Genomic DNA, 20,664 nt, shown 5'->3' on the forward strand with positions numbered 1-20,664 from the left:
CATCCAACAGTCATCCACCACCACATACTGATAACCAGCATCCCGCATCCCCGAACTGACCATCGCATCCGCCATCTGCCGGATCAACGTCTCATTGATATTGCAACCAAACGTGTTCCAACTGTTCCACCCCATCGGCGGCGTACGCGCCGCACCGTTGGCGAGGGCCAGCGCCTCGGGCGTGCGCAGCACGGTCGCGGCCCCCGCCGCCACCAGCAGCAGTCCGGCCGCCAGCGCGATCGCCGTCCGGCGACCGCGAGCGAGCATCCTCATGCCTACCATCCCTTTCGGAGCAGGTGGCGTGCCGCTCGCCGAGGCACGTGGGGGCGACAGGGCGAGCGCACGCAGAGCTGTTAGCGCTAACAGGTGCCGCCCGTCCGCACCAAGACATTGACAGCGATCACCGGGCTCCCAGCGGCGCCGCCTCAGCCCATAGGGTTTCGTGGATGGGTCAGTGGCGTCAAGATGTCTGACGTTATCGTGAACATCTCGTGTCGGCCGCCGGACCGGGCGCGAGGTCGACGCGGGTCAGGCCGGCTCGGGGACGCCTCCGGGCTCCCCGTCGTCGGGCATCGGCTCGACCGGCGCCGCCGGCAGCTCGTCGGGCGTATCCGGGAGGAGTTCCCCCGGGTCGTCCGGCACGTCCTCGCGCGGATCGAGCGGAGGGTACACCTCGGGGTCGAGATCCGGGTTCGTCATCGACCCATTATCCGACGAGATCGCCGGCGTCGCCCGACGAGCAGGTTAGCGTGCCGGCGCAGGGGGTACCCGCCGAGCGCTCCGGCAGCCGCTTCCGAGGAGGCCAGATGACGTTGGCCGACGCCTTCTTCGACCAGTTGTCGGCGGTGGGGTACGACGCCCGGCTCGGCAAGGTCCGCGGCAGCGTCCGGATCGACGTCCGCGGCGACGGCGGCCTGCGGCAGTGGCGGCTCGACATCGACCGGGGGCACCTTCGCGTCAGCCGTGACGCCGGCCCCGCCTCGACGGTCATCACCACCTCGGAGCGGACCGCCGAGGCGATGGCGGCGGGCGGGATGAACGGGCTGGCCGCGATCAGCCGGGGCGAGATCCTGGTCGACGGCGATCTCAGCCTGGCCCTGCGGATCGGGCGGCTCTTCCCGCCGCCGGCGGAGGCGAGCGCCAGGCCGGGCGGGCCCGACGGCGGTGCCGGATGAAGGACGTGCCGGGCACGGTGTCGTGCATCGACGGCAACACGTTCGTCGTGTCGGACAGCGCCGGCGACATCGAGTCCTCGACGGCCGCGCCGGTCGGCCTGTTCACCGCCGACTGCCGATACCTGTCGCACTGGGTGCTCACCGTGGACGGTGAGCGGATGACGGCCCTGTCGGTGGACGACAGCGACTACTTCGAGGCGGCGTTCTTCCTGGTCCCCGGCGGTCAGATGGACTACGTGCAGGCGGACGTGTCCGCCATCCGGCGACGGCGCATCGACGCCGACCTGACCGAGTCGATCACCGTCTTCAACTACGGCGAGCAATCGCGAGAGGTGGACGTCCGGCTGGAGGTGGCGGCCGACTTCGCCGACATCTTCGAGATCAAGTTCGACGTCGGCGCCAAGACCGGCGAGGTGTACACCGAGGTCGCGCCGGACGGGTTGCGGCTGGGCTACCGCCGCGACACCTTCCACCGGGAGATCGCCATCAGCGCCGACCGGCCGGCGACGTTCACCCCCGACGGCATCCGGTTCACGGCCCGGCTGGAGCCCGCCTCCGACTGGTCGGTCGAGCTGCGAGCGGAGATGCGGGCGTGGCGGCCCGACGGCGTCGACCTGCGGGCCGGGCCCCGCGCCCTGCGGTCGGACGCGTCAGTCCTGCCCGAGAGCGTGCGGGCCTGGGTGGCCGCGGCGCCGAGACTGGACACCGACAGCGCCACTCTGCGGCAGGTGTACCACCGGAGCCTGGTCGATCTGGCCGCGCTCCGCTTCGCGCCGCTCTCGCTCGGCGGCGCCACCGTACCCGCGGCCGGCCTGCCCTGGTTCATGACGCTGTTCGGACGCGACAGCCTGCTCACCTGCCTCCAGACCCTCCCGTTCACGCCGGCGCTGACCCCACCGACGTTGCGCATCCTCGCCTCGCTCCAGGGCGCGCGGACCGACGACGTGCTGGAGGAGGACCCCGGGCGGATCCTGCACGAGCTGCGCTACGGCGAGTCCGCGGCGTTCGAGGAGCAACCCCACTCGCCGTACTACGGGACTGTCGACGCGACCCCGCTGTTCGTGGTGCTGCTCGACGAGTACGAACGGTGGAGCGGTGACACCGCGCTGGTCCGGGAACTCGAACCGGAAGCACGGGCGGCGCTGACCTGGATGGCCCGGCACGCCGACCTGACCGGCGCCGGATACCTCTCGTACCAGCGACGCAACGTGGAGACGGGGCTGGAGAACCAGTGTTGGAAGGACTCCTGGGACAGCATCTCCTACGCCGACGGCCGGCTGCCGGGCTTCCCCCGGTCGACGTGCGAGGCCCAGGGGTACGCGTACGACGCGAAGATCCGCGCGGCCCGGATGGCGCGCGAGATCTGGCACGACGCGGACTTCGCCGACCGGCTCGAACGGGAGGCGGCGGCGTTGTACGAGCGTTTCAACCGCGAGTTCTGGCTTGAGGATCGCGGTTGGTACGCGGTGGCGCTCGACCGGGACGGCACCCCGGTGGACAGCCTGACCTCGAACATCGGGCACCTGTTGTGGAGCGGGATCGTGCCGCCGGAGCGGGCCACGCACGTGGCCGACCACCTGATGAGCCCGGCGCTCTTCTCCGGCTGGGGCGTCCGCACGCTTGCCGAGGGGCAGAGCCGCTACAACCCGTTGGGCTACCACAACGGCACCGTGTGGCCCTTCGACAACTCCTTCATCGCCTGGGGGTTGCGGCGCTACGGCCTGACCGACCAGGCCGGCCGCATCGCCGAGGGCATCCTCGAGGCCGCCGCCTACTTCGAGGGACGCCTGCCGGAGGCGTTCGGCGGCTTCGACCGCCGGACCACCCGCTACCCGGTCCGCTATCCGACCGCCGGCAGCCCGCAGGCCTGGTCCAGCGGGGCTCCGCTGTTGCTGCTGCGTACCCTGCTCGGCCTCGAACCGCACGAGGACCATCTCGCCACGATCCCGGCGCTGCCGGCGACGTTCGAGCACATCGCCCTGCTGGACGTGCCGGGCCGCTGGGGCCGCATGGATGCCTTCGCCCGGCACCGGCCGGACAATTCGCCGGAAGCGTATTGACAAACTTTGTTTCCAGATAGACGCTGAGAGAGCGCTCTCTGCTGCTCCCCGCCACCAACGAGGTGTCCCATGCGTCTTCGGAAACGGCTGCTCGCCGCCGCGTCAACCCTGCTCGTCGCACTTGGCAGCGGCCCGCCTCTGTCCGCGCCCGCGCAGGCGATCGGCCCGAGCCTGCTGCCCGTCACCGTCTCCAACACCACAGGTCGCACCGACGCCGTGCACCTCTACGTCATCGGCACCCAACTGTCCACCGGCCGACTCGGCTACGTGACCGCGTCCGGCGCGTTCGTCGCCTGGACCGGCGGGCAGATCCCGCCGTCGCCGGCGCCCGACGCCTCCATCCCCGGCCCCGGCAACGGCGGCAGCACCACCATCCAGTTTCCGCGCGGCTTCTCCGGCCGGGTCTACTTCGCGCTCGGGCATAAGCTGAAATTCCTCCTCACGCCCGACGGCCTCGTGCAACCCGCGCCGTGGGCGGCTGGCGACGCCAACCGCGACATCCTCTTCGACTGGAGCGAGTTCACCTACAACGACTCGGGCCTGTGGCTGAACAGCTCGCAGGTCGACATGTTCGCGGTGCCGCACGCGGTGACCGTGACCGGCGCCAACGGCGTCACCAGGCGGACCGGCGACGTGGTGGCGAACGGGCGCAACGCGGTCATCGACGGGATCCGGGCCCAGTCCGGCTGGGCCAACACGGTCCAGACCCGCTCGGACGGCACCGTGCTGCGGGTGCTCGCCCCGGGCAAGGCGGCCGGCGCCGGACTGCTCAGCGCCACCTACCTCGACTCCTACATCGCCGCCGCCTGGAACGCTTACACCACGAAGACGCTCACCGTGGCGCCCTTCGCCGACCAGCCGTCCGTCCGCTACTACGGCCGGACCTCGGGCACCACCATGACCTTCACCAACGGCAGCGGCCAGGTGGTCGCCTCGTTCAAGCGGCCCTCGTCGGCGAGCGTCTGGGGCTGCGACGGCGACCTGCCCGCGCCCAACGACCAGGTCGTCGGCCCGATCTCGCGTACGCTCTGCGCCGCGCTGAACCGCGGCACGCTCGGCACGGTCGACACCCAGCCCAGCACCGACGCCGCCGCCTTCTACCGCAACTCCCCCACCAACCAGTACGCCCGGTTGATCCACGCCAACATGGCCGACGGCAAGGCGTACGCGTTCGCCTTCGACGACGTCGGCGCGTTCGAGTCGCTCGTGCACGACGGCGACCCCCGCTCCGCCGGGCTGATCCTCAGCCCGTTCGGCGGCGGCTCGACAAGCACCTCGACCGCGCTTGTCAGCAGCCTGAACAACAAGTGCGTCGACGTGCCCAGCTCGAACTTCGTCGATCGCGCCCCGCTACAGATGTGGAACTGCAACAACACGAACGCGCAGAAGTGGACGTTCGCCGGTTCGGCGCTGCGCAGCCAGAACGACAAGTGCATGGACGTCGACGCCGGCTCGACCGCCAACGGCGCGATCGTCCAGCTCTACGCCTGCAACGGCACCGGCGCCCAGCAGTTCACCCTCACCGCCGCCGGTGACCTGGTCAACCCCCAGTCGAACAGGTGCGTCGACATCAAGGATCGCAACACCGCCGACGGGGCCCGGCTCCAGTTGTGGGACTGCAACGGGACCACCGGCCAGAAGTGGCGCAAGGGCTGACCGCACGAAGCAGGGACGGGACCCGGCCGGCGGCCGGGTCCCGTCCTCGTGTCAGTGCGCGACCACGACCCCGGGGGCGGGCTCCAGGTCGGCGAGCCGGGCCGGCCGCACCACGACCAGCAGCACCGCAAGCGCCGCCACCATGCCACCGGTCACCACCACGGCCATCGCCACCGCCCCGGTGCCCAGCACGCCGACAAGCGGCGCGGCCACCGCGCCCACCCCGAACTGCACGGCGCCGAGCAGCGCGGACGCGGTGCCGGCCGCCTCACCGTGCCGGGACAGGGCCAGCGCCGGGGCGTTCGGCATCGCCAGGCCGGCCGCCGCCAGCACCACCCACAACGACACCAGCAGGGCGGGCAGCCCGCCGACGTTCGTCGCGGCGAAGGCCAGCAGGGCCACCCCGGCCAGGGTCCCCACGCCCAGCGAGCCGACGAGGATGCGCTGCGGCGGGAAGCGGCGCAGCAGCCGCACGTTGTACTGGGTCGCCCCGATCAGGCCCACCGCGCCCGCACCGAACGCCAGCGCGAACTGCTGCTCGTCGAGCCCGTACCCCTGCTGGAGCACGAACGACGAGCCGGCCACGTACGCGAACAGCGCCGCCATGGCCAGGCCGGCGACCAGGACCAGGCCCACGAACACGCGGTCGCGCAGCAGCGAGCCGTAGGCGGAGACGGTGGCGACCACGCCCCGCCGGCGGCGCTCGGGCGGGAGCGTCTCCGGCAGGCCGAGCGCGGCGACCACGGCCAGCAGCACGCCGAAGACGGCCAGGACGACGAAGACACCAGGCCAGTCCGTCCAGCGCAGCACGGCCCCGCCCAGGGTCGGTGCGAGGATCGGCGCCGCGCCCATCACCAGCAGCAGCCGGGAGAGCAGGGTGGCGAACGCCGCGCCGCTGAACAGGTCGCGGACCACTGCCATCGCGACCACGGCGGTGGCGGCGACGCCGAGGCCCTGCACCACCCGCAGCGCCCCGAGGACTGCGACGTTCGGCGCGACGACGCAGAGCGACGACGCCACGACGTGCAGCACGAGGCCGGCGATCAGCGGACGACGCCGCCCGACCGCGTCCGACAGCGGCCCGATCAGCAGTTGGCCGACGGCGAGCCCGGCGAGCGTGCCGGTGAGGGTGAGCTGGACCGCCGCCGAGGTGGTCGCGAAGTCCGCGACGATCGCGGGCAGCGCGGGCAGGTACATGTCGATGGTCAGCGGACCCACCGCGATAAGCGAACCGAGGACCAGGACGAGCCGCAGCCGCTGCCCCCGGCTCATCAGGTCCCCGGGCATCGAGGCGGCGGTCGGCCGCCGGTCGGTGGCGACATCGGTCATCGGGGTGGCCTCCGCCCGGTCAGGGCGCGGCCGGGCGGAATTCGGTGCGACAGTCACACCTGGGTTCAGGTCCCGTCCCGCCGGCCCCATTCCCGTCTGCGCGAGAGGTTACCCGGCTCACAGGCAGTCGCGCACCGCCGCGCTGAGCAGGTTGGCCCGCTCGTCGTCGACGCCGCCCATCTGGTTCACCACGTAGCCGAAGCCGAGCTGGTGGGTGTCGTCGGCGAAGGCCAGGTGCCCGCCGGCGCCGTCGTGCCCGAAACTGCGTACGCCGAGCATCGGGCGCGGCGCCGCGTGCACCAGGAAGCCGGTGCCCCAGCGGTGGCCGGCGTCCGGGTGTCCGTACACCTGCTGGCCGGCGGCGCGGACGACGAGGGCGTCGTCGACGGACGCGGGGGTGAGCAGGCGCGGGCCGGCGGCGGACTCGGCGACGCAGGCGGCGTAGAGGCGGGCCAGGCTCCCGGCGGTGCTGACCGCGCCCGCGCCCGGGACCTGCGCGGCCTGAATGGCCGGATCGTTGAAGCTGACCAGGCCGGTGTCGTCGGCCGGGAAGGCGAACGCGCCGCCCATGGTGATGCCGCGCTCGGCGACCGGATGGTCGGCCGGACCTGGCTCACCGGTCGCGGCCAGCATCCAGGCGACCGCGTCGCGCTCAGCCGCCGGCAGGCCGATCCAGGTACGCAGGCCGAGCGGCTCGCCGATGGTGCGGGCGAACCAGGCGCCGGGCATCTCCCCGGTGATCCGACGGATCACCTCGCCGATCAGCCAGCCGTAGGTCATCGCGTGGTAGCTGTGCGCCGTGCCCGGTCGCCACAGCGGGGCCTGCGCCTCGATCGCCTCGATCACCGGGTCCCAGGCGAGCACCTCGTCGAGGGTGAAGGACCGGTCCAGCGCCGGCAGGCCGGCCTGATGGGTGAGCAGCCAGCGGACCGGGATCTCGTCCTTGCCGTGCCGGCCGAATCCGGGCCAGTAGCGGACGACAGGCGCGTCCAGGTCGAGCCGGCCCTCCTGCACCAGCCGGTACGCGCAGATCGCCATGATCCCCTTGGTGACAGAGAAGACGACCGCGGGCGTGTCGGCGGTCCACGGCCGGCCGGCCCGGGGATCGGCCGTCCCGCCGTACAGGTCGACGACAGTGCGGCCGGCGACGTTCACGGCGACCGCGGCGCCCACCTCTCCCCGGCTGGCGAAGTTGGCCCGGAACACGTCGGCGACCCGGCCGAAGCCCTCGTCGGCGTGCCCGTGGATCTGCGGGTCGGTCAACTCGTCATCCCTTCACGGAGCCCTGGAGCAGGGCCTTGATGAACTGACGCTGGAAGATCACGAACACGATGAGCGTCGGGGTCATGATGAGCAGCGAGCCGGCGCAGAGCAACACCAGATCGGTCCCCCACTGCCCCTGGAAGGCGCCGAGCGCGCCAGCCATCGTCCGCTTGGTGGCGTCGTCCACAAGCACGATGGCGAGCAGGAACTGGTTCCAGGTCCAGAGGAACAGCAGGATGGTCAGCGACGCGACGGCCGGGCGGGCCAGCGGCACGTGCACCCGCCAGAACAGCTGCCAGGTGTTGCTGCCGTCGACCCGGGCCGCCTCGGACAGTTCCCGGGGCACGTTGATGAAGTGCGCCCGCATCCAGAACACCGCGAACGGCATGTAGAGGCCGACGAGCGGCAGGATGATCGCCCATCGCGTGTTGAGCAGGCCCAGGTCGCGGATCTGGTAGTAGAGCGGGGTGACCACGGCCTCGAAGGGCAGGGTCAGGCCGAGCAGCAGCAGCCCGAAGGCGAGGTGGCCGCCGGGCACCCGCAGGTGGCCGAGGCCGAAACCGGCCATGGTCGCGATGAGCACGGCGAACGGCACCACCCCGGCCACGATCAGCATGCTGGACTTCAGCAGGGCGCCCATGTTCGCGGCGGTGAAGGCGTCGGCGAAGTTGCCCCACTGCGGGTCCGAGGGCCACGCCAGGCCGGTGGGTACGGTGCCGCGCGGTTGCAGGGCCGCGGACAGCATGCTGAGGAACGGCAGCAGGGTGACGACCACGAGCGCGATCAGGAAGATCCGCCCGGTAAGCCGCTCACCGCGACCGGTCAGGTTCATGGTTTCTCTCCCCGGGTCAGCCGTTGGATCGGCAGCACGCACACCAGGACCAGCAGCATCAACACCACGCCCAGGGCCGAGGCGAGCCCGACCTGGCGTTGGGAGAAGGCGAGCCGGTAGATCTCCAGGCCCGGCACTGTCGTCTCGATGCCGGGGCCGCCGCTCGTGGAGATGTAGACGATGTCGAAGCTGGCGAGCGCCGCGATGACGGTCACCGTGAGGCAGATGCCGATCTCCTGGCGCAGGCTGGGCAGGGTCACCGCGAAGAACTCCCGGATCGAGCCGGCGCCGTCCATCCGGGCCGCCTCGTAGAGCGACGGGTCGATCTTGCTCATGCCGGTGACGAGCAGGATGGTGCAGAGGCCGAGCATGACCCAGGCGCCGATCACGCCCACCGCCGGCAGCGCGGTGTCGAACTCGCCGAGCCAGGGCCGGGTGACCGAGCCCAGCCCGACGGCCCGCAGCACCTGGTTGACAAGCCCGCTGGAGGACATCATCCAGCTCCAGGCGATGCCGGCCGCCACCAGCGGGATCACCTGGGGCAGGAAGAGCACGGTACGCACCACCGCGCCGGCCGGGCCGGTGGTGATCCGCCGGACCAGGCTGGCCACCACCAGGCCCAGCACCACCGGGACGAAGCTGAAGAAGATGATCAGGACGAACGCGTTCCCGATGATCTTCAGCAGGTCCCGGTCGGTGAAGACCGTGACGTAGTTGTCAAGCCCCACCCAGTTCGCCGCGCCGATGCCGTTCCAGCGGTAGAACGAGTACTGCACGGTGAGCAGGAGCGGGCGCAGCACGAAGAACCCGTACATGAGCAGCGCGGGCAGGACCCACAGCCAGCCGCTCCACCGGGCCGCGCGGCCCCACCGTCTCCGGTGGGGCCGCGCGGGTGAGCCGAGGGCTGACGTCACCGGGACAGTTCCTTCTCGTACTCGGCCTGGACCGCCTTCACGTACCCCTCGGGCGTCTGCTGACCGGCGATCAGCTTCTGCATCTCGGGCGTGATGGCCGCGGCGAAGATGCCGCCGGTCGCGTTCGCGGTGAAGTCGACCGCGCCGTTGTCGGCCCCGAGCTGCTGCGACGCCTTCAGGGTCTCGGCCAGCACGGTGCCGTCCTGCACCGCCGGCAGGGACAGCTCGGCCGGGCCGCCCGGGGACGAGCCGCCGACGTTCACCGAGATCTCCCGGGCCTTGTCGTTGGTGTGCACCCAGTTGAGGAAGAACGCCGCGGCGTCGGGGTGCTTGGCCTTGGCGCCGACCCCGAAGGTGTTCGGCGCCGACATCGCCACCCGCTTGGCGTCGGCGGTCTCACCCGGGAAGAGGAAGAACCCGACCTTGCCGGGCAACTGCTTGTCCAGGTTCGCCGACTCCCAGTCGCCGTTGAACATGAACGTGCCGTTGCCCTTGCCGAACTCGCCCATCATCGCGGTGTAGTCGACGGCGTTCGCGTCCTTCGGGAAGTAGCCCGCCTGCGCCCACTTCTGGATGGTCTGGGTGGCCTTCAACGCGGCCGGGGTGTCGAAGGTGGCATCCGGCTTCTGGAAGATCCAGTCGGCGATCCGGGCCGGGTCGCCGTACTGGTTCTGCAGCGCCTGGTGCGGGAAGTTGATGCCTGCGGTGTTCTTGTTGAACTGCATGATCGGCTGGAGGTTCGCCGCCTTCGCCTTGGCCAGCAGTTCCTCGAACTCGGCGATGGTGGCCGGCGGCTGGGTCATGCCGATCCTCGCGGCCTGGTCCTTGTGGTAGAACACGCCCGTCACGCTGTAGCCGAGCCCCATGCCGTACAGGGAGCCCTCGCCCCGGACGCCGCCCTCGGCGATCCGCAACTGGACCAGTTGCGAGGCCGGGAACTTGTCCCACCCGTACGCCTCGAAGTAGGGGTCCATGTTCTTCAGCAGCCCGTCCTTGACCAGGTCGACCATGGTGGGCAGCCGGATGATGTCGGGCGCGTTGTCGGAGGCGAGGACCCGGGGCGCGTTCTCCACGATGACTGTGAACTGGTCCTCACGGACGTTGAACGTGACGTTGGGGTGTTGCTTGGTGAACTCGTCGGCGAGCGCCTTGGCCAGCGGGAAGCCGGTCTCGGCGTACATCTCCAGGGTGATCTTCTCCGACCCCAGCTCGGTGCTGACCTTGGCGTCGGCGTCGGTGGTCGTCGTCTGCTCCCCGCCGGGCGGGCTGCAGGCGGTGGCGGCCAGGCCGGCGGCGAGCAGTGGCACCAGCACTGCGAACCGGCGGCGGGTCATCCTCGGGAACTCCGGCACGTCGGGCCTCCTATGTCACGGCGGAACGGCTTCGCTAAACTGATTTAGCAGAGCATGCGTGGGTGAGCTGAGGCTGTCAAGGAGCAGTCGGCAACGGTCCGGAAACGACGCGTTCACACTTCGGTCTCGCGAGGCGCATCGGGACACCGGCGACGGATGCCGTGACGGGACGCATCATGATGGGCAGCAGCGGCGGACGGATCGCCGGGATCGGAGGACTGATGGGCCGCAACCGCGCCACCCTGGCCGATGTCGCCGAACGCGCCGGGCTGTCCAAGACCGCCGCGTCGATGGTGCTCAACGGCCGGGAGGGCACCCGACTCTCCGCCGAGGCGCACCAGCGGGTCTTCGCGGCGGCCGAGGAACTCGGTTACCGACCCAACGTGGCCGCCCGCAGCCTGCGGACCCGCAAGACCGCCACCATCGCGTTCGTCTCCGACATCGTCGCCACCACCCGCTTCGCCGGCGGCCTGATCCGGGGCGCGCTCGACGCGGCCCGCGAGCGCGACCACGTCCTGCTCATCACCGAGACCCAGGGCGACGCGACCTTCGAACGGTACGCGATCGAGGCGATCCTCGACCGCCAGGTCGACGGCGTGATCTACGCGGCCATGGCGACCCGCCGGCTGACGGTGCCGCCGGCGATCCTCGGGGGCCGGGTGGTGCTGCTCAACGCCACGAGCGCGGAGCACCTGCCGTGCGTGCTGCCGGACGACGAACAGGCCGGCGCCACGGTCGCCGAGACCCTGCTCGGGCACGGCCACCGGGACCGGATCGCACTTATCGGCCGCAACCGGCAGAAGGAGAGCGACCCGGAGATCTCCCTGGCCGCCGCCGCCCGGCTGCGCGGCATCCGGGGCGCCCTCGCCGCCGCCGGCGTCTCGCTGCTGACCGAGGGGTTCTGCCCGGAGTGGCAGCCGGAGCACGGCCACGCCGCGACCCGCGCGCTCCTTCGGCAGCCGGTCCGACCGAGCGCCGTCATCTGCATGAACGACAGGCTCGCCTTCGGCGCCTACCAGGCGCTCGGCGAGGCCGGCCTGAGCGTCCCGGACGACCTCTCGGTGATCTCCTTCGACGACGATCCGATCGCCACCTGGCTGCGCCCGAAACTGTCCACCGCCGCGCTGCCGCACGAGCAGATGGGACGCCGGGCGGTGGAGTCGCTGCTCGACGGCGACGGGCACGGGCCGGCGTACGTGCCGATGCCGCTGCGCCGTCGCCGGTCCGTCGCCGCGCCGGCCGACTGATCATCAGGCGGTAGCCGCTAAACCGATTTACTGATAGCTTTCCCGCCATGCTACGTCTGCCCGACCACTGGGTGTGGGACAGTTGGTACGCCCAGGACGACGACGGTTCGTGGCACGCGTTCTTCCTGCGTGCCTCCCGGGCCCTGCTCGACCCGCACCGCCGTCACCGGCGCGCCTCGATCGGCCACGCCGTCTCCACCGACCTGCGCTCCTGGCGGCTGGTCGCCGACGCGCTCGTGCCCGCCGACGCGCCCGCCTGGGACGACCTGGCCACCTGGACCGGTTGCACGGTCCGTGGCCCGGACGGGCGCTGGCACCTGTTCTACACCGGCGTCGGGCGGGCCGAGGACGGGCTCGTCCAGCGGATCGGGCTGGCCGTCTCCGACGACCTGGTCACCTGGCGGCGGCACGGCGACGGTCCGGTCGTGGAGGCCGACCCCGCCTGGTACGAGGTGCTCGACCGGGAGATGTGGTACGAGCAGGCATGGCGCGACCCCTGGGTCTTCCCCGACCCGGACGGCGACGGCTGGCACATGCTCGTCACCGCCCGCGGCAACCAGGGCCCCGCCGGCGAGCGGGGCGTCATCGGCCACGCCACCTCACCGGACCTGCTCGACTGGACCGTCCGGCCCCCGCTGTCCGCGCCGGCCGGTTTCGGTCACCTGGAGGTGCCGCAGGTCGCCGTGGTGGACGGGCAGCCGCTGCTGCTGTTCTGCACCAACGCGGTCGCCGCCGGCCGGGGGCCGGCGCACCAACTCTGGGTGGCCGGCGCGCCGACGGTCCGCGGACCCTGGGACGTGGCGGCGGCCCGACCTGTGACACTGCCCCACCTGTACGCGCCGCGGCTGGTCCCGGACGCCGGCGGCTGGTCCCTGATCGGGTTCGTCGACCACGTCGACGGCGAGTTCGTCGGCGAGCTCAGCGACCCGATCCCGGTCCGCCACGACCCCGCCGCCGGGCTTGTCACCCGGTGACGACCCCCGCCGCCGTCGACGTCCGGACCGGACCGGCCCGCAGGTCCTCCTCGATCCGCCTCGCGGCGGCCAGCAGCGGCGGGAGCAGATCCCGCCGGATCACCTCGAACGACCCCCGGGTGGCGTGCGCGGAGACGTTCACCGCCGCGACCACCGACCCGTCCTCGCCGTGGATCGGCGCGGCAAGCGACCGCAGCCCCTCCTCCAACTCCTGGTCCACGATCGCGTACCCCTGCGCGGCGACCTTCGTCAGGACGGCGCGCAGCTTCGCCGGGTCGGTGACGGTGCGGCGGGTCAACTGACGCAACTCCGCGGTGGCCAGGTAGTCGCCGAGCCAGTCCGCCGGCTGCGCGGCGAGCAGCACCCGGCCCATGGACGTGGCGTACGCGGGGAAGCGGGTGCCGACGCTGATCCCCACCGTCATGATCCGTTTGGTCGGCACCCGGGCCACGTAGACCACCTCGTCGCCGTCGAGCACCGACACCGAGCAGGACTCGCGCACCTGCGCGACGAGCGCCTCCATGTGCCGGCGGGCGATCTCGGGCAGACCCAGACCGGACAGGTACGCGTAGCCGAGTTCGAGGATCCGCGCCCGCAGCGAGAAGAGGCGGCCGTCGGTGTGCACATATCCCAGCTCGACCAGGGTGAGCAGGAACCGGCGCGCCGCGGCCCGGGTCAGCCCGGTCCGGCGGGCCACCTCGCTGAGCGTGAGCTGCGGATGGTCGGCGTCGAACGCCCGGATCACCGCGAGGCCGCGCTCCAGCGACTGGACGAACTCCGGCGACCTCGCCGCCTCGCCGCTCACGCTCACCCGGCCTCCCGCCGCAAGGTCTCCCGGGCCACCTTGAACGCCCGGTTCGCCGCCGGTACGCCAGCGTAGACGCCGACCTGGAGCAGGACCTCCGCCACCTCCTGCTCGCTCAGCCCGTTGCGCAGCGCGGCCCGGACGTGCATCGCCAACTCCTCGTCGTGGTGCAGCGTGGCGAGCACGGCGAGGGTCACGCAACTGCGGGTACGCCTGTCGAGACCGGGCCGGCTCCACACCTCGCCCCAGGCATAGCGGGTGATGAAGTCCTGGAAGTCGGCGGTGAACCCGTCCGTGCCGGCGATCGCGCGGTCGACGTGCCCGTCACCGAGCACCTGCCGGCGTACCGTCATGCCCTGCTCGTGCCGCTCACTGTCGTTCATCGCGCACCCGGCCTCTCGTCGAAGTGGTCCAGCAGGAGCCGGCACACCCGCTCGGGTTGCCCGACGTTGGCCAGATGCGCCGCCTCGCCGACCACGGCGAGCCGGGCCCCGGGGATCCGCCCGGCGATGTCGCGGGCGTGCCCGACCGGCGTCGCCGCGTCGTCCGCGCCCGCGATCACAAGTGTCGGCGCGCCGATCCGGCCGAGGACGGGGCGCAGGTCCATCGCGGCGATCGCCTCGCAGCAGGCGGCGTATCCGGCGGGGGGCGTCGCCGTCAGCATGGCGCGGAAAGCGGCGACCACCTCCGGCCGGGCGGCGGCGAAGCCCGGGGTGAACCAGCGGGCCACCACCGCGTCGGCGATCGCCGGCAGGCCGGCGGCCCGTACCGTCGCCGCCCGCTCCCGCCACGGCCCGGGCGGGCCGAGCGACGCGGACGTGCACAGCAGCGCCAGCCGCCGCACCCGGTCGGGCGCGTGCGCGGCGAGCCACATGCCGACCATGCCGCCGAGCGACAGGCCCGCGTAGTGGACCCACGGCACGCCGAGGCCGTCAAGCGTCCGCAGCAGCTCCCGGCCCAGCAGATCCAGCGAGTACGGCCCCGGCGGCACCGCCGAGCGACCGTGGCCCAGGTGGTCGTACCGGATCACCCGGAACCGGTCGGCGAGCGCCGCCACCTGGGGTTCCCACATCGCGCCGGCGGTGCCGAGGGAGCTGCCAAGCAGCAGCACCGGCGCGCCGGCCGGGCCGTCGGACGTGGTGTGCAGCCGGGCGGTCACCGCCGCGCGTCCCGGACGGCGGCCAGGGCCCGGTCGACGAGGTGGCCGGCCGATCCGAGCCAGCGGTGCGGGTCGAGCGCCCCGTCGACCTCCGCCTCGGACAGGTGGGCGCGGATCTCCGGGTCGGCGAGCAGGGCGGCGCGGAACGACGGCGCGGCGGCGGCGCGGTTGACCAGGTCGTGCGCGACGCCGCGACCGACGGCGGGCGCCAGCCGCGCGGCGACGGCCTCGGCGAGCACGAGACCGCCTGTCGCGTCGAGGTTCGCCCGCATCCGCTCCGGGCGGATCCGCAACCCGGCCAGCATCCGGGCGCAGCGGGCGGCGGCGCCCCCGCAGACGTGCAGCAGGTCGAGCAGGGGCTCCCACTCGGCGTGCCAGGCGCCGGCGGCCCGCTCGTGCTCCTGCACCGCCGCCGCGAACTGGGTGGCGACGAGGCCCGGACCACGGCGCGCGGCGGCGGTGACCAGGATCGAGTCCACCGGGTTGCGCTTGTGCGGCATGGCCGAGGAGCCGCCCCGCCCGGCACCGCCCTCGGTGACCTCGCCGATCTCGGTCTGGGCGAGCAGCCCGACGTCGAGCGCGACCTTGCCGGCGGCCACCAGGAGCCCACCGAGGGCGGCGGCCAGGTCGAGTCGGGGCTGGCGGCGGGTGTGCCAGGGCAGCGGGCTCGCGGGCAGGCCCAGGCGCGCCGCGAACCGCTCGGCGACCTCCGGGCCGGCCGGGCCGAACGCGGCCAGGGTGCCGACCGCGCCGCCGAGTTGCGCGGGTTGCGCGGCGACCGCCTGCCGCAGCCGGTCCCGGGCCTCGACCAGACCCGTCAACCAGCCGGCGGCCTTGAGCCCGAACGTGGTGGGCGCCGCCTGCTGCCCGAGGGTCCGGGCGACCATCACGGTGTCCCGGTGGGTGTCGGCGAGCCGGGCGGCGGCGTCGACGGCGGCGTCGAGGTGGCCCGACAGCGGCCCCAGCGCCCGCACGGTGACCAGGGCCAGCGCGGTGTCCAGGACGTCCTGACTCGTCGCGCCGACGTGCACCCAGGGCCGGGCGTGCGCGGGCACCGCGGCGGTCAGCTCGCGGACGAGCGGGACGACCGGGTTGCCGGCGGCGTCGGCGGCCCGGCCGAGCCCCGCCGGGTCGAACCGCTCGGCGCGGCACCGCCCGCCGATCGCCTCCGCCGCCGCCGCCGGCAGGACACCGGCATCGGCGGCGGCCCGGGCGAGCGCGGCCTCCACGTCGAGCATCGCCTGGAGCAGGGACCGGTCGCTGAGCTCCGCGTCGACGTCCGGGGCGCCGGAGAGACCGCCGAACAGGCCGTCAGACGGCGAAGAAGACGGTCTCACGGTCGCCCTGGAGGCGGATGTCGAAGCGGAGTCCGTCCGGCGCGGCGCTCGCCAGCAGCGTCTCCCGGCGGCCCGCGTCGACGCTTAGCAGCACGGGGTCGGCGGCGTTCGCCGTCGGCTCGTCGGGAAAGTAGAGCCGGGTGACGAGACGGTGCAACAGCCCTCGTCCCAGCACCGACAGGGTCAGGTGGGGGGCCTCGAACCCGCCGTCCGGGTCGGGCAGCGCACCGGGCTTGACGGTAAGCAGCCGGTAGCAGCCCTGCCCATCGGTCTCGCTGCGCCCGAACCCCCGGAAACCCGGGAGCGCGGCCGGCCGGGCCCCGCGCGGGTCGTCCGGGTGGTCGAACCGGCCGTCCGGGTCGGCCTGCCAGCTCTCCACCATCGCGTCGACCACGGGCGCACCGGCGCCGTCGACGATCCGGCCCCGGATCCAGAACGCGCCAGGCGTGCCCTCGGGCACCACGTACGGGCCGTCGGGCCAGCGCAGACCGATGTGCAGGTAAGGTCCGACCGTCTGCGCGGGCGTGACGCCCAACCGTTCACTCATCGTCGTCGCCGTCCTCGAACGGGGTGCTCTCCCGGCCCCGCAGCACGATGTCGAACTCGTACGCCAGGGCCCACTCCGGCACCGTCGTGGCGTGGTCGTACCGGGCGACCATCCGTTGCCGGGCGGCCGGGTCGCGGACCGCGTTGAAGATCGGGTCCTGGTCGAACAGCGGGTCGCCCGGGAAGTACATCTGGGTCACCAGCCGCTGGGTGAACGCCCGGCCGAAGAGGGAGAAGTGGATGTGCGCCGGCCGCCAGGCGTTGTCGTGGTTGCGCCAGGGGTAGGCGCCGGGCTGCACGGTGACGAACCGGTAGCGCCCCTGGCCGTCGGTGAGCGCCCGGCCCACCCCCTCGAAGTGCGGGTCGAGCGGCGCCGGCCAGGTGTCCGACGCGTGGCGGTAGCGGCCGGCGGCGTTCGCCTGCCAGATCTCGACGAGCGTGCCGGCCACCGGCCGGCCGTCGCCGTCGCGGACCCGGCCGTGCACGACGATCCGCTGCCCCTGCGGCTCGCCGTCGTGCTGGCGGGTCAGGTCGTGGTCGAGCGCGCCGAGACGCTCCTCCCCCAGCAGCGGCCCGGTGACCTCGGTCAGGCGCTGCGGCAGGTAGGCGAGCGGCTGCCGCGGCGCCCGCGCCACGGTGGACCCGTAGCCGGGGCTGAGCAGGGGCGGATGGGCGTCGACGTCGTCCCGCCGGTAGCGCGGCAGCACCAGGCCGCGGCCGGCCTGGTGGGCGGTGTCCCGGGTGGTCATGTTCCTCTCCCGTCCGGCTCGGGGCGGCCGATCCTGGTCGCCTCAAGCGCTCGCAGCGCCGTGAGTTCGCGCGCCGTCGGCGGCTCCCCGGTCACCAGCCGCCCGGCCACGGCCAGGTCCCAGCCGGTCGCCGCCCGGGCCCGCTCCGCGGTCACGCCGGGATGCAGCCGGGTAAGCGTCAGCTCGCAGGTGACCGGATCGGGTTCGAGGACGCCGAGGTCGGTGATCACCAGTCGGGGACCGCCGCCCCGCAGGCCGAGCCGCTCCCGGTCGCCGGGGCCCGATCCGTAGCCGACCGAGGTGACGAAGTCGACACGTGCGGTGAACGTCCGCGGGTTCTGCCGGACGATCACCACGACCTCGCCGCACGAGGCGGCGATCTCCGGCGCGCCACCGGCGCCGGGGAGGCGGACCTCCGGGGCGTCGTAGTCGCCGCCGATGACCGTGGTGTTGATGTTGCCGTACCGGTCGAGCTGCGCGGCGCCGAGGAAGCCGACGTCGATCCGGCCGGGTTGCAGCCAGTAGTTGAACACCTCGGGCACGGACACCACCGCGTCGGCCGTGTCGGCGAGGACACCGTCCCCGATGGACAGCGGAAGCCGGTCCGGCTTCGCGCCGAGGCAACCGGACTCGTAGACGAGCACCAGGTTCGGGGCGTGGGTGGCCCGGGCCAGGTTCGCCGCGGTGCTCGGCAGCCCGATCCCGACGAAGCAGGCGGCGCCGTCGCGCAGTTGCCGGGCGGCGGCGACGGTCATCATCTCGTCGGCCGTCCACTCCCCCTCGCTCATGCGGCGCCGACCCGGTGCACGTGCCGGTCCAGCCAGGCGCGGAAGGTGTCCCGGTCCCGGCTGACCGCGTCCCAGGACCGGTAGAAGTCGTTGTCCCGCGTCGAGTAGCCCTGGGCGTAGGAGGGGTGCGCGCCGCCGGGCGCCTCGGCCACGGCGGTGACCGCCCACCCGGGCAGGACGACCTGACCGGGTACGGGTGACAACTCGTCCACGATCTCCTCGACGGTGACCAGGGACCGGTGGGCGGCGAGCACCGCCTCCTTCTGCACCCCGGTGATGCCCCACATCTGCACGTTGCCGGCCCGGTCGGCGCGCTGCGCGTGCACGACAGTCACGTCGGGCCGCAGGGCGGGCACGGCGGTGAGGGTCTCCCCGGTGAAGGGGCAGGTGATCGGCCTGATGGTCGTGGTGTGCCGGGGCAGGTCGGTGCCGGTGTAGCCGCGCAGGACGGCGAACGGCAGCCCGGAGGCCCCGGCCACATAACGGTTCGCCATGCCCGCGTGGCTGTGCTCCTCCAGCTCGAGCGGACCGGGCCAGGCGTGGCGCACCGCGTCCCGGAAGCGGTGCAGCGACCCGACACCGGGGTTGCCGCCCCAGGAGAAGACCAGGCGGCGGGCGCACCCCGCGCCGATGAGCTGGTCGTAGATGACGTCGGGGGTCATCCGCGCCAGGGTCAGATCGCGCCGCCCCTGCCGGATGATCTCGTGACCGGCGGCGAACGGGATGAGGTGGGTGAACCCCTCCAGGGCCACCACGTCGCCGTCGCGGACCAGATCCGCCACCGCGTCGGCGAGTGGGACGAGCGTCGCCATGAGCCTCTCCCGCCGTGTTCGCCATGCGGACTGTCGTGCTGACATCGAACGTAACGGCGGGGAGCGACATCCGTCAACGCCGTTGACGCCGGCCGGGCCGCGTGCCAACGTTCAAAGAGAGAACACCCGTTCGGTCAGCGAACATGTCGGAGACCCTTCCGAGCGGACGCCCCACGCTCCCAGGAGGACCACCATGACCCTGCTCGACCCCGCCACCTGGCACGGCACACTCCACAGTGGCGGTTGGACGACGCCGGCCGGTGGCACGGCCCCGGTGCGGTCCCCCGCCACCGGGGAGGAGATCGGCCGGGTGGGCCTGGCGAACGCCGACGACGTCACGCGCGCCTGCGCCCACGCCGCCGCCGCCCAGCGCGCCTGGGCCGCCACCGCCTACCGCGAGCGGGCCGCGGTGCTGCGTCGGGCCGGGCTGCTGATCGAACGGCACGCCGCCGAGATCGGCGACTGGATCGTGCGGGAGGCCGGGTCCGTTCCGCCGAAGGCCGGGGTCGAGACCGACACCGCGGCGCAGGAGTGCTACGAGGCGGCGGCGCTCGCCTCGCACCCGCTCGGCGAGATCGTCCCGAGCGCGCAACCACGGCTCAGCCTGGCCCGCCGGCTGCCCGTCGGCGTCGTCGGCGTCATCGCGCCGTTCAACTTCCCGCTCATCCTGGCCACCCGTTCCGTCGCCCCGGCGCTGGCCCTGGGCAACGCCGTGGTGCTCAAGCCCGACGCCCGCACCGCGGTCTGCGGTGGCGTCTCGATCGCCCGGGTCTTCGAGGAGGCCGGCCTGCCCGAAGGGCTGCTGCACGTGCTTCCGGGTGGGGTCGAGGCCGGCGAGGCGCTTGTCGCCGACCCGAACGTGCGGGTGATCAGCTTCACCGGCTCGACCGCGGCCGGCCGCCGGGTCGGCGAGGCCGCCGCCCGCCACCTCAAGCGGGCGCACCTCGAACTCGGTGGCAACTCGGCCCTGATCGTGCTCGACGACGCCGACCTGGACCTCGCGGTCTCCGCCGGCGCCTGGGGATCCTTCCTGCACCAGGGGCAGATCTGCATGACCACCGGCCGGCACCTGGTGCACGAGAGCCTGGCCGAGCGGTACGTCGAGCAGTTGGCCGAGAAGGCGCGCCACCTGCCGGTCGGCGACCCGGCCAAGGAGCAGGTGGCGCTCGGGCCGATCATCGACGAACACCAACGGGACAAGGTGCACGCCCTGGTCACCGCGAGCGTCGACGCGGGCGCCCGGCTGGCGGCCGGCGGCACCTACGACGGGCTGTTCTACCGGCCCACCGTGCTCGCCGACGTCACCCCCGACACCCCGGCCTACGCCGAGGAGGTCTTCGGCCCGGTCGCACCGGTGCTCACCTTCGCCGACCGGGACGAGGCCGCGGAGCTGGCCCGGCAGACCGGGTACGGCCTGTCCCTGGGCATCCTCGGCCGTGACGTGACGGCGGCGATGGCCCTGGCCGACCGGATCCCCAGCGGGATCGTGCACATCAACGACCAGACGGTGAACGACGAGGCGGTGGCGCCGTTCGGCGGGGTCGGCGCCTCCGGCACCGGCTCCCGGTTCGGCGGGCCCGCGGCGAACGTCGAGGCGTTCACCGAGACCCAGTGGCTCACCGTGCGGGGCGCCGTCCCGCGCTACCCGTTCTGACCCACGGAGAGG

Annotated in this window: 20 protein-coding genes and 1 pseudogene; 6 read left to right on the plus strand and 15 right to left on the minus strand. The window is 72.9% G+C overall.

Going from position 1 to position 20,664, the window contains the following annotated elements; translation table 11 throughout:
* Positions 1-267: pseudogene (locus SM450_RS21595) on the minus strand (alpha-galactosidase); the annotation flags it as partial.
* A 261-nt stretch (positions 268-528) separates the two neighbouring features.
* Complete coding sequence (locus SM450_RS21600) at positions 529-699, minus strand: hypothetical protein (RefSeq protein ID WP_474621565.1); 171 nt, start codon at positions 697-699, stop codon at positions 529-531.
* A 107-nt stretch (positions 700-806) separates the two neighbouring features.
* On the opposite strand from SM450_RS21600, the gene SM450_RS21605 reads away from it, so the two are divergent.
* The 3 genes from SM450_RS21605 (at position 807) to SM450_RS21615 (ending at position 4,891) form a co-directional block, all read left to right on the plus strand.
* On the plus strand, positions 807-1,175 hold the full coding sequence (locus SM450_RS21605; protein WP_474621566.1) for an SCP2 sterol-binding domain-containing protein: 369 nt from the start codon (positions 807-809) through the stop codon (positions 1,173-1,175).
* A 5-nt stretch (positions 1,176-1,180) separates the two neighbouring features.
* On the plus strand, positions 1,181-3,235 hold the full coding sequence (locus tag SM450_RS21610; RefSeq protein ID WP_474621725.1) for an amylo-alpha-1,6-glucosidase: 2,055 nt from the start codon (positions 1,181-1,183) through the stop codon (positions 3,233-3,235).
* A 69-nt stretch (positions 3,236-3,304) separates the two neighbouring features.
* Positions 3,305-4,891, plus strand: a complete 1,587-nt coding sequence (locus SM450_RS21615) for a glycoside hydrolase family 64 protein (RefSeq protein WP_474621567.1) — start codon at positions 3,305-3,307, stop codon at positions 4,889-4,891.
* Positions 4,892-4,942: 51 nt separating this feature from the next.
* Here the strand turns inward: SM450_RS21615 and SM450_RS21620 are convergent, their stop codons facing one another.
* The 5 genes from SM450_RS21620 to SM450_RS21640 all read right to left on the minus strand — a co-directional run bounded on the left by SM450_RS21620 (position 4,943) and on the right by SM450_RS21640 (position 10,581).
* On the minus strand, positions 4,943-6,220 hold the full coding sequence (locus SM450_RS21620) for a multidrug effflux MFS transporter (RefSeq protein WP_474621568.1): 1,278 nt from the start codon (positions 6,218-6,220) through the stop codon (positions 4,943-4,945).
* Between the two features lie 117 nt (positions 6,221-6,337).
* Positions 6,338-7,483: a serine hydrolase domain-containing protein gene (locus SM450_RS21625; RefSeq protein WP_474621569.1), complete on the minus strand. Its 1,146-nt coding sequence runs from the start codon at positions 7,481-7,483 to the stop codon at positions 6,338-6,340.
* A 4-nt stretch (positions 7,484-7,487) separates the two neighbouring features.
* A complete protein-coding gene (locus SM450_RS21630) occupies positions 7,488-8,315 on the minus strand; it encodes a carbohydrate ABC transporter permease (protein WP_281588313.1) in 828 nt (275 codons plus the stop codon).
* A complete protein-coding gene (locus SM450_RS21635; protein WP_474621570.1) occupies positions 8,312-9,229 on the minus strand; it encodes a carbohydrate ABC transporter permease in 918 nt (305 codons plus the stop codon). Before SM450_RS21635 ends, SM450_RS21630 begins: the two co-directional genes overlap by 4 nt.
* Positions 9,226-10,581 (minus strand): ABC transporter substrate-binding protein, encoded by a 1,356-nt coding sequence (locus SM450_RS21640; protein ID WP_474621571.1) that lies wholly within the window; start codon positions 10,579-10,581, stop codon positions 9,226-9,228. The genes SM450_RS21635 and SM450_RS21640 overlap by 4 nt, the downstream gene beginning before the upstream one ends.
* Positions 10,582-10,742: 161 nt before the next feature.
* Here SM450_RS21640 and SM450_RS21645 point away from each other — a divergent pair, with 161 nt between their 5' ends.
* Complete coding sequence (locus SM450_RS21645; protein WP_474621572.1) at positions 10,743-11,828, plus strand: LacI family DNA-binding transcriptional regulator; 1,086 nt, start codon at positions 10,743-10,745, stop codon at positions 11,826-11,828.
* Between the two features lie 47 nt (positions 11,829-11,875).
* On the plus strand, positions 11,876-12,802 hold the full coding sequence (locus tag SM450_RS21650) for a glycoside hydrolase family 68 protein (RefSeq protein ID WP_474621573.1): 927 nt from the start codon (positions 11,876-11,878) through the stop codon (positions 12,800-12,802).
* Here SM450_RS21650 and SM450_RS21655 read toward each other — a convergent pair.
* The 8 genes from SM450_RS21655 to SM450_RS21690 are packed head-to-tail and all read right to left on the minus strand — an operon-like array spanning position 12,792 to position 18,998.
* A complete protein-coding gene (locus tag SM450_RS21655; RefSeq protein ID WP_474621574.1) occupies positions 12,792-13,613 on the minus strand; it encodes an IclR family transcriptional regulator domain-containing protein in 822 nt (273 codons plus the stop codon). The genes SM450_RS21650 and SM450_RS21655 overlap by 11 nt on opposite strands.
* Positions 13,610-13,990, minus strand: coding sequence for a 4-carboxymuconolactone decarboxylase (gene pcaC, locus SM450_RS21660; RefSeq protein WP_474621575.1), 381 nt, complete (start codon positions 13,988-13,990; stop codon positions 13,610-13,612). The genes SM450_RS21655 and pcaC overlap by 4 nt, the downstream gene beginning before the upstream one ends.
* Positions 13,987-14,766: a 3-oxoadipate enol-lactonase gene (gene pcaD / locus SM450_RS21665; RefSeq protein WP_474621576.1), complete on the minus strand. Its 780-nt coding sequence runs from the start codon at positions 14,764-14,766 to the stop codon at positions 13,987-13,989. Before pcaD ends, pcaC begins: the two co-directional genes overlap by 4 nt.
* Positions 14,763-16,103 carry a 3-carboxy-cis,cis-muconate cycloisomerase gene (gene pcaB, locus SM450_RS21670; protein ID WP_474621577.1) on the minus strand — a complete coding sequence of 447 codons (1,341 nt, stop codon included), beginning with the start codon at positions 16,101-16,103 and terminating at the stop codon, positions 14,763-14,765. The genes pcaD and pcaB overlap by 4 nt, the downstream gene beginning before the upstream one ends.
* A complete protein-coding gene (gene pcaG / locus SM450_RS21675) occupies positions 16,078-16,650 on the minus strand; it encodes a protocatechuate 3,4-dioxygenase subunit alpha (RefSeq protein WP_474621578.1) in 573 nt (190 codons plus the stop codon). Before pcaG ends, pcaB begins: the two co-directional genes overlap by 26 nt.
* Positions 16,643-17,398: a protocatechuate 3,4-dioxygenase subunit beta gene (gene pcaH, locus SM450_RS21680; RefSeq protein ID WP_474621579.1), complete on the minus strand. Its 756-nt coding sequence runs from the start codon at positions 17,396-17,398 to the stop codon at positions 16,643-16,645. Before pcaH ends, pcaG begins: the two co-directional genes overlap by 8 nt.
* Positions 17,395-18,186 (minus strand): CoA-transferase subunit beta, encoded by a 792-nt coding sequence (locus SM450_RS21685; protein WP_474621580.1) that lies wholly within the window; start codon positions 18,184-18,186, stop codon positions 17,395-17,397. The genes pcaH and SM450_RS21685 overlap by 4 nt, the downstream gene beginning before the upstream one ends.
* Positions 18,183-18,998 carry a CoA transferase subunit A gene (locus SM450_RS21690; RefSeq protein ID WP_474621581.1) on the minus strand — a complete coding sequence of 272 codons (816 nt, stop codon included), beginning with the start codon at positions 18,996-18,998 and terminating at the stop codon, positions 18,183-18,185. The genes SM450_RS21685 and SM450_RS21690 overlap by 4 nt, the downstream gene beginning before the upstream one ends.
* A 193-nt stretch (positions 18,999-19,191) precedes the next feature.
* Between SM450_RS21690 and SM450_RS21695 the strand changes: the two genes are divergently transcribed.
* Positions 19,192-20,652: a benzaldehyde dehydrogenase gene (locus SM450_RS21695; protein ID WP_474621582.1), complete on the plus strand. Its 1,461-nt coding sequence runs from the start codon at positions 19,192-19,194 to the stop codon at positions 20,650-20,652.
* The last annotated feature ends 12 nt before the right edge of the window (positions 20,653-20,664 follow it).

It is taken from the genome of Micromonospora marincola, from assembly GCF_056150385.1.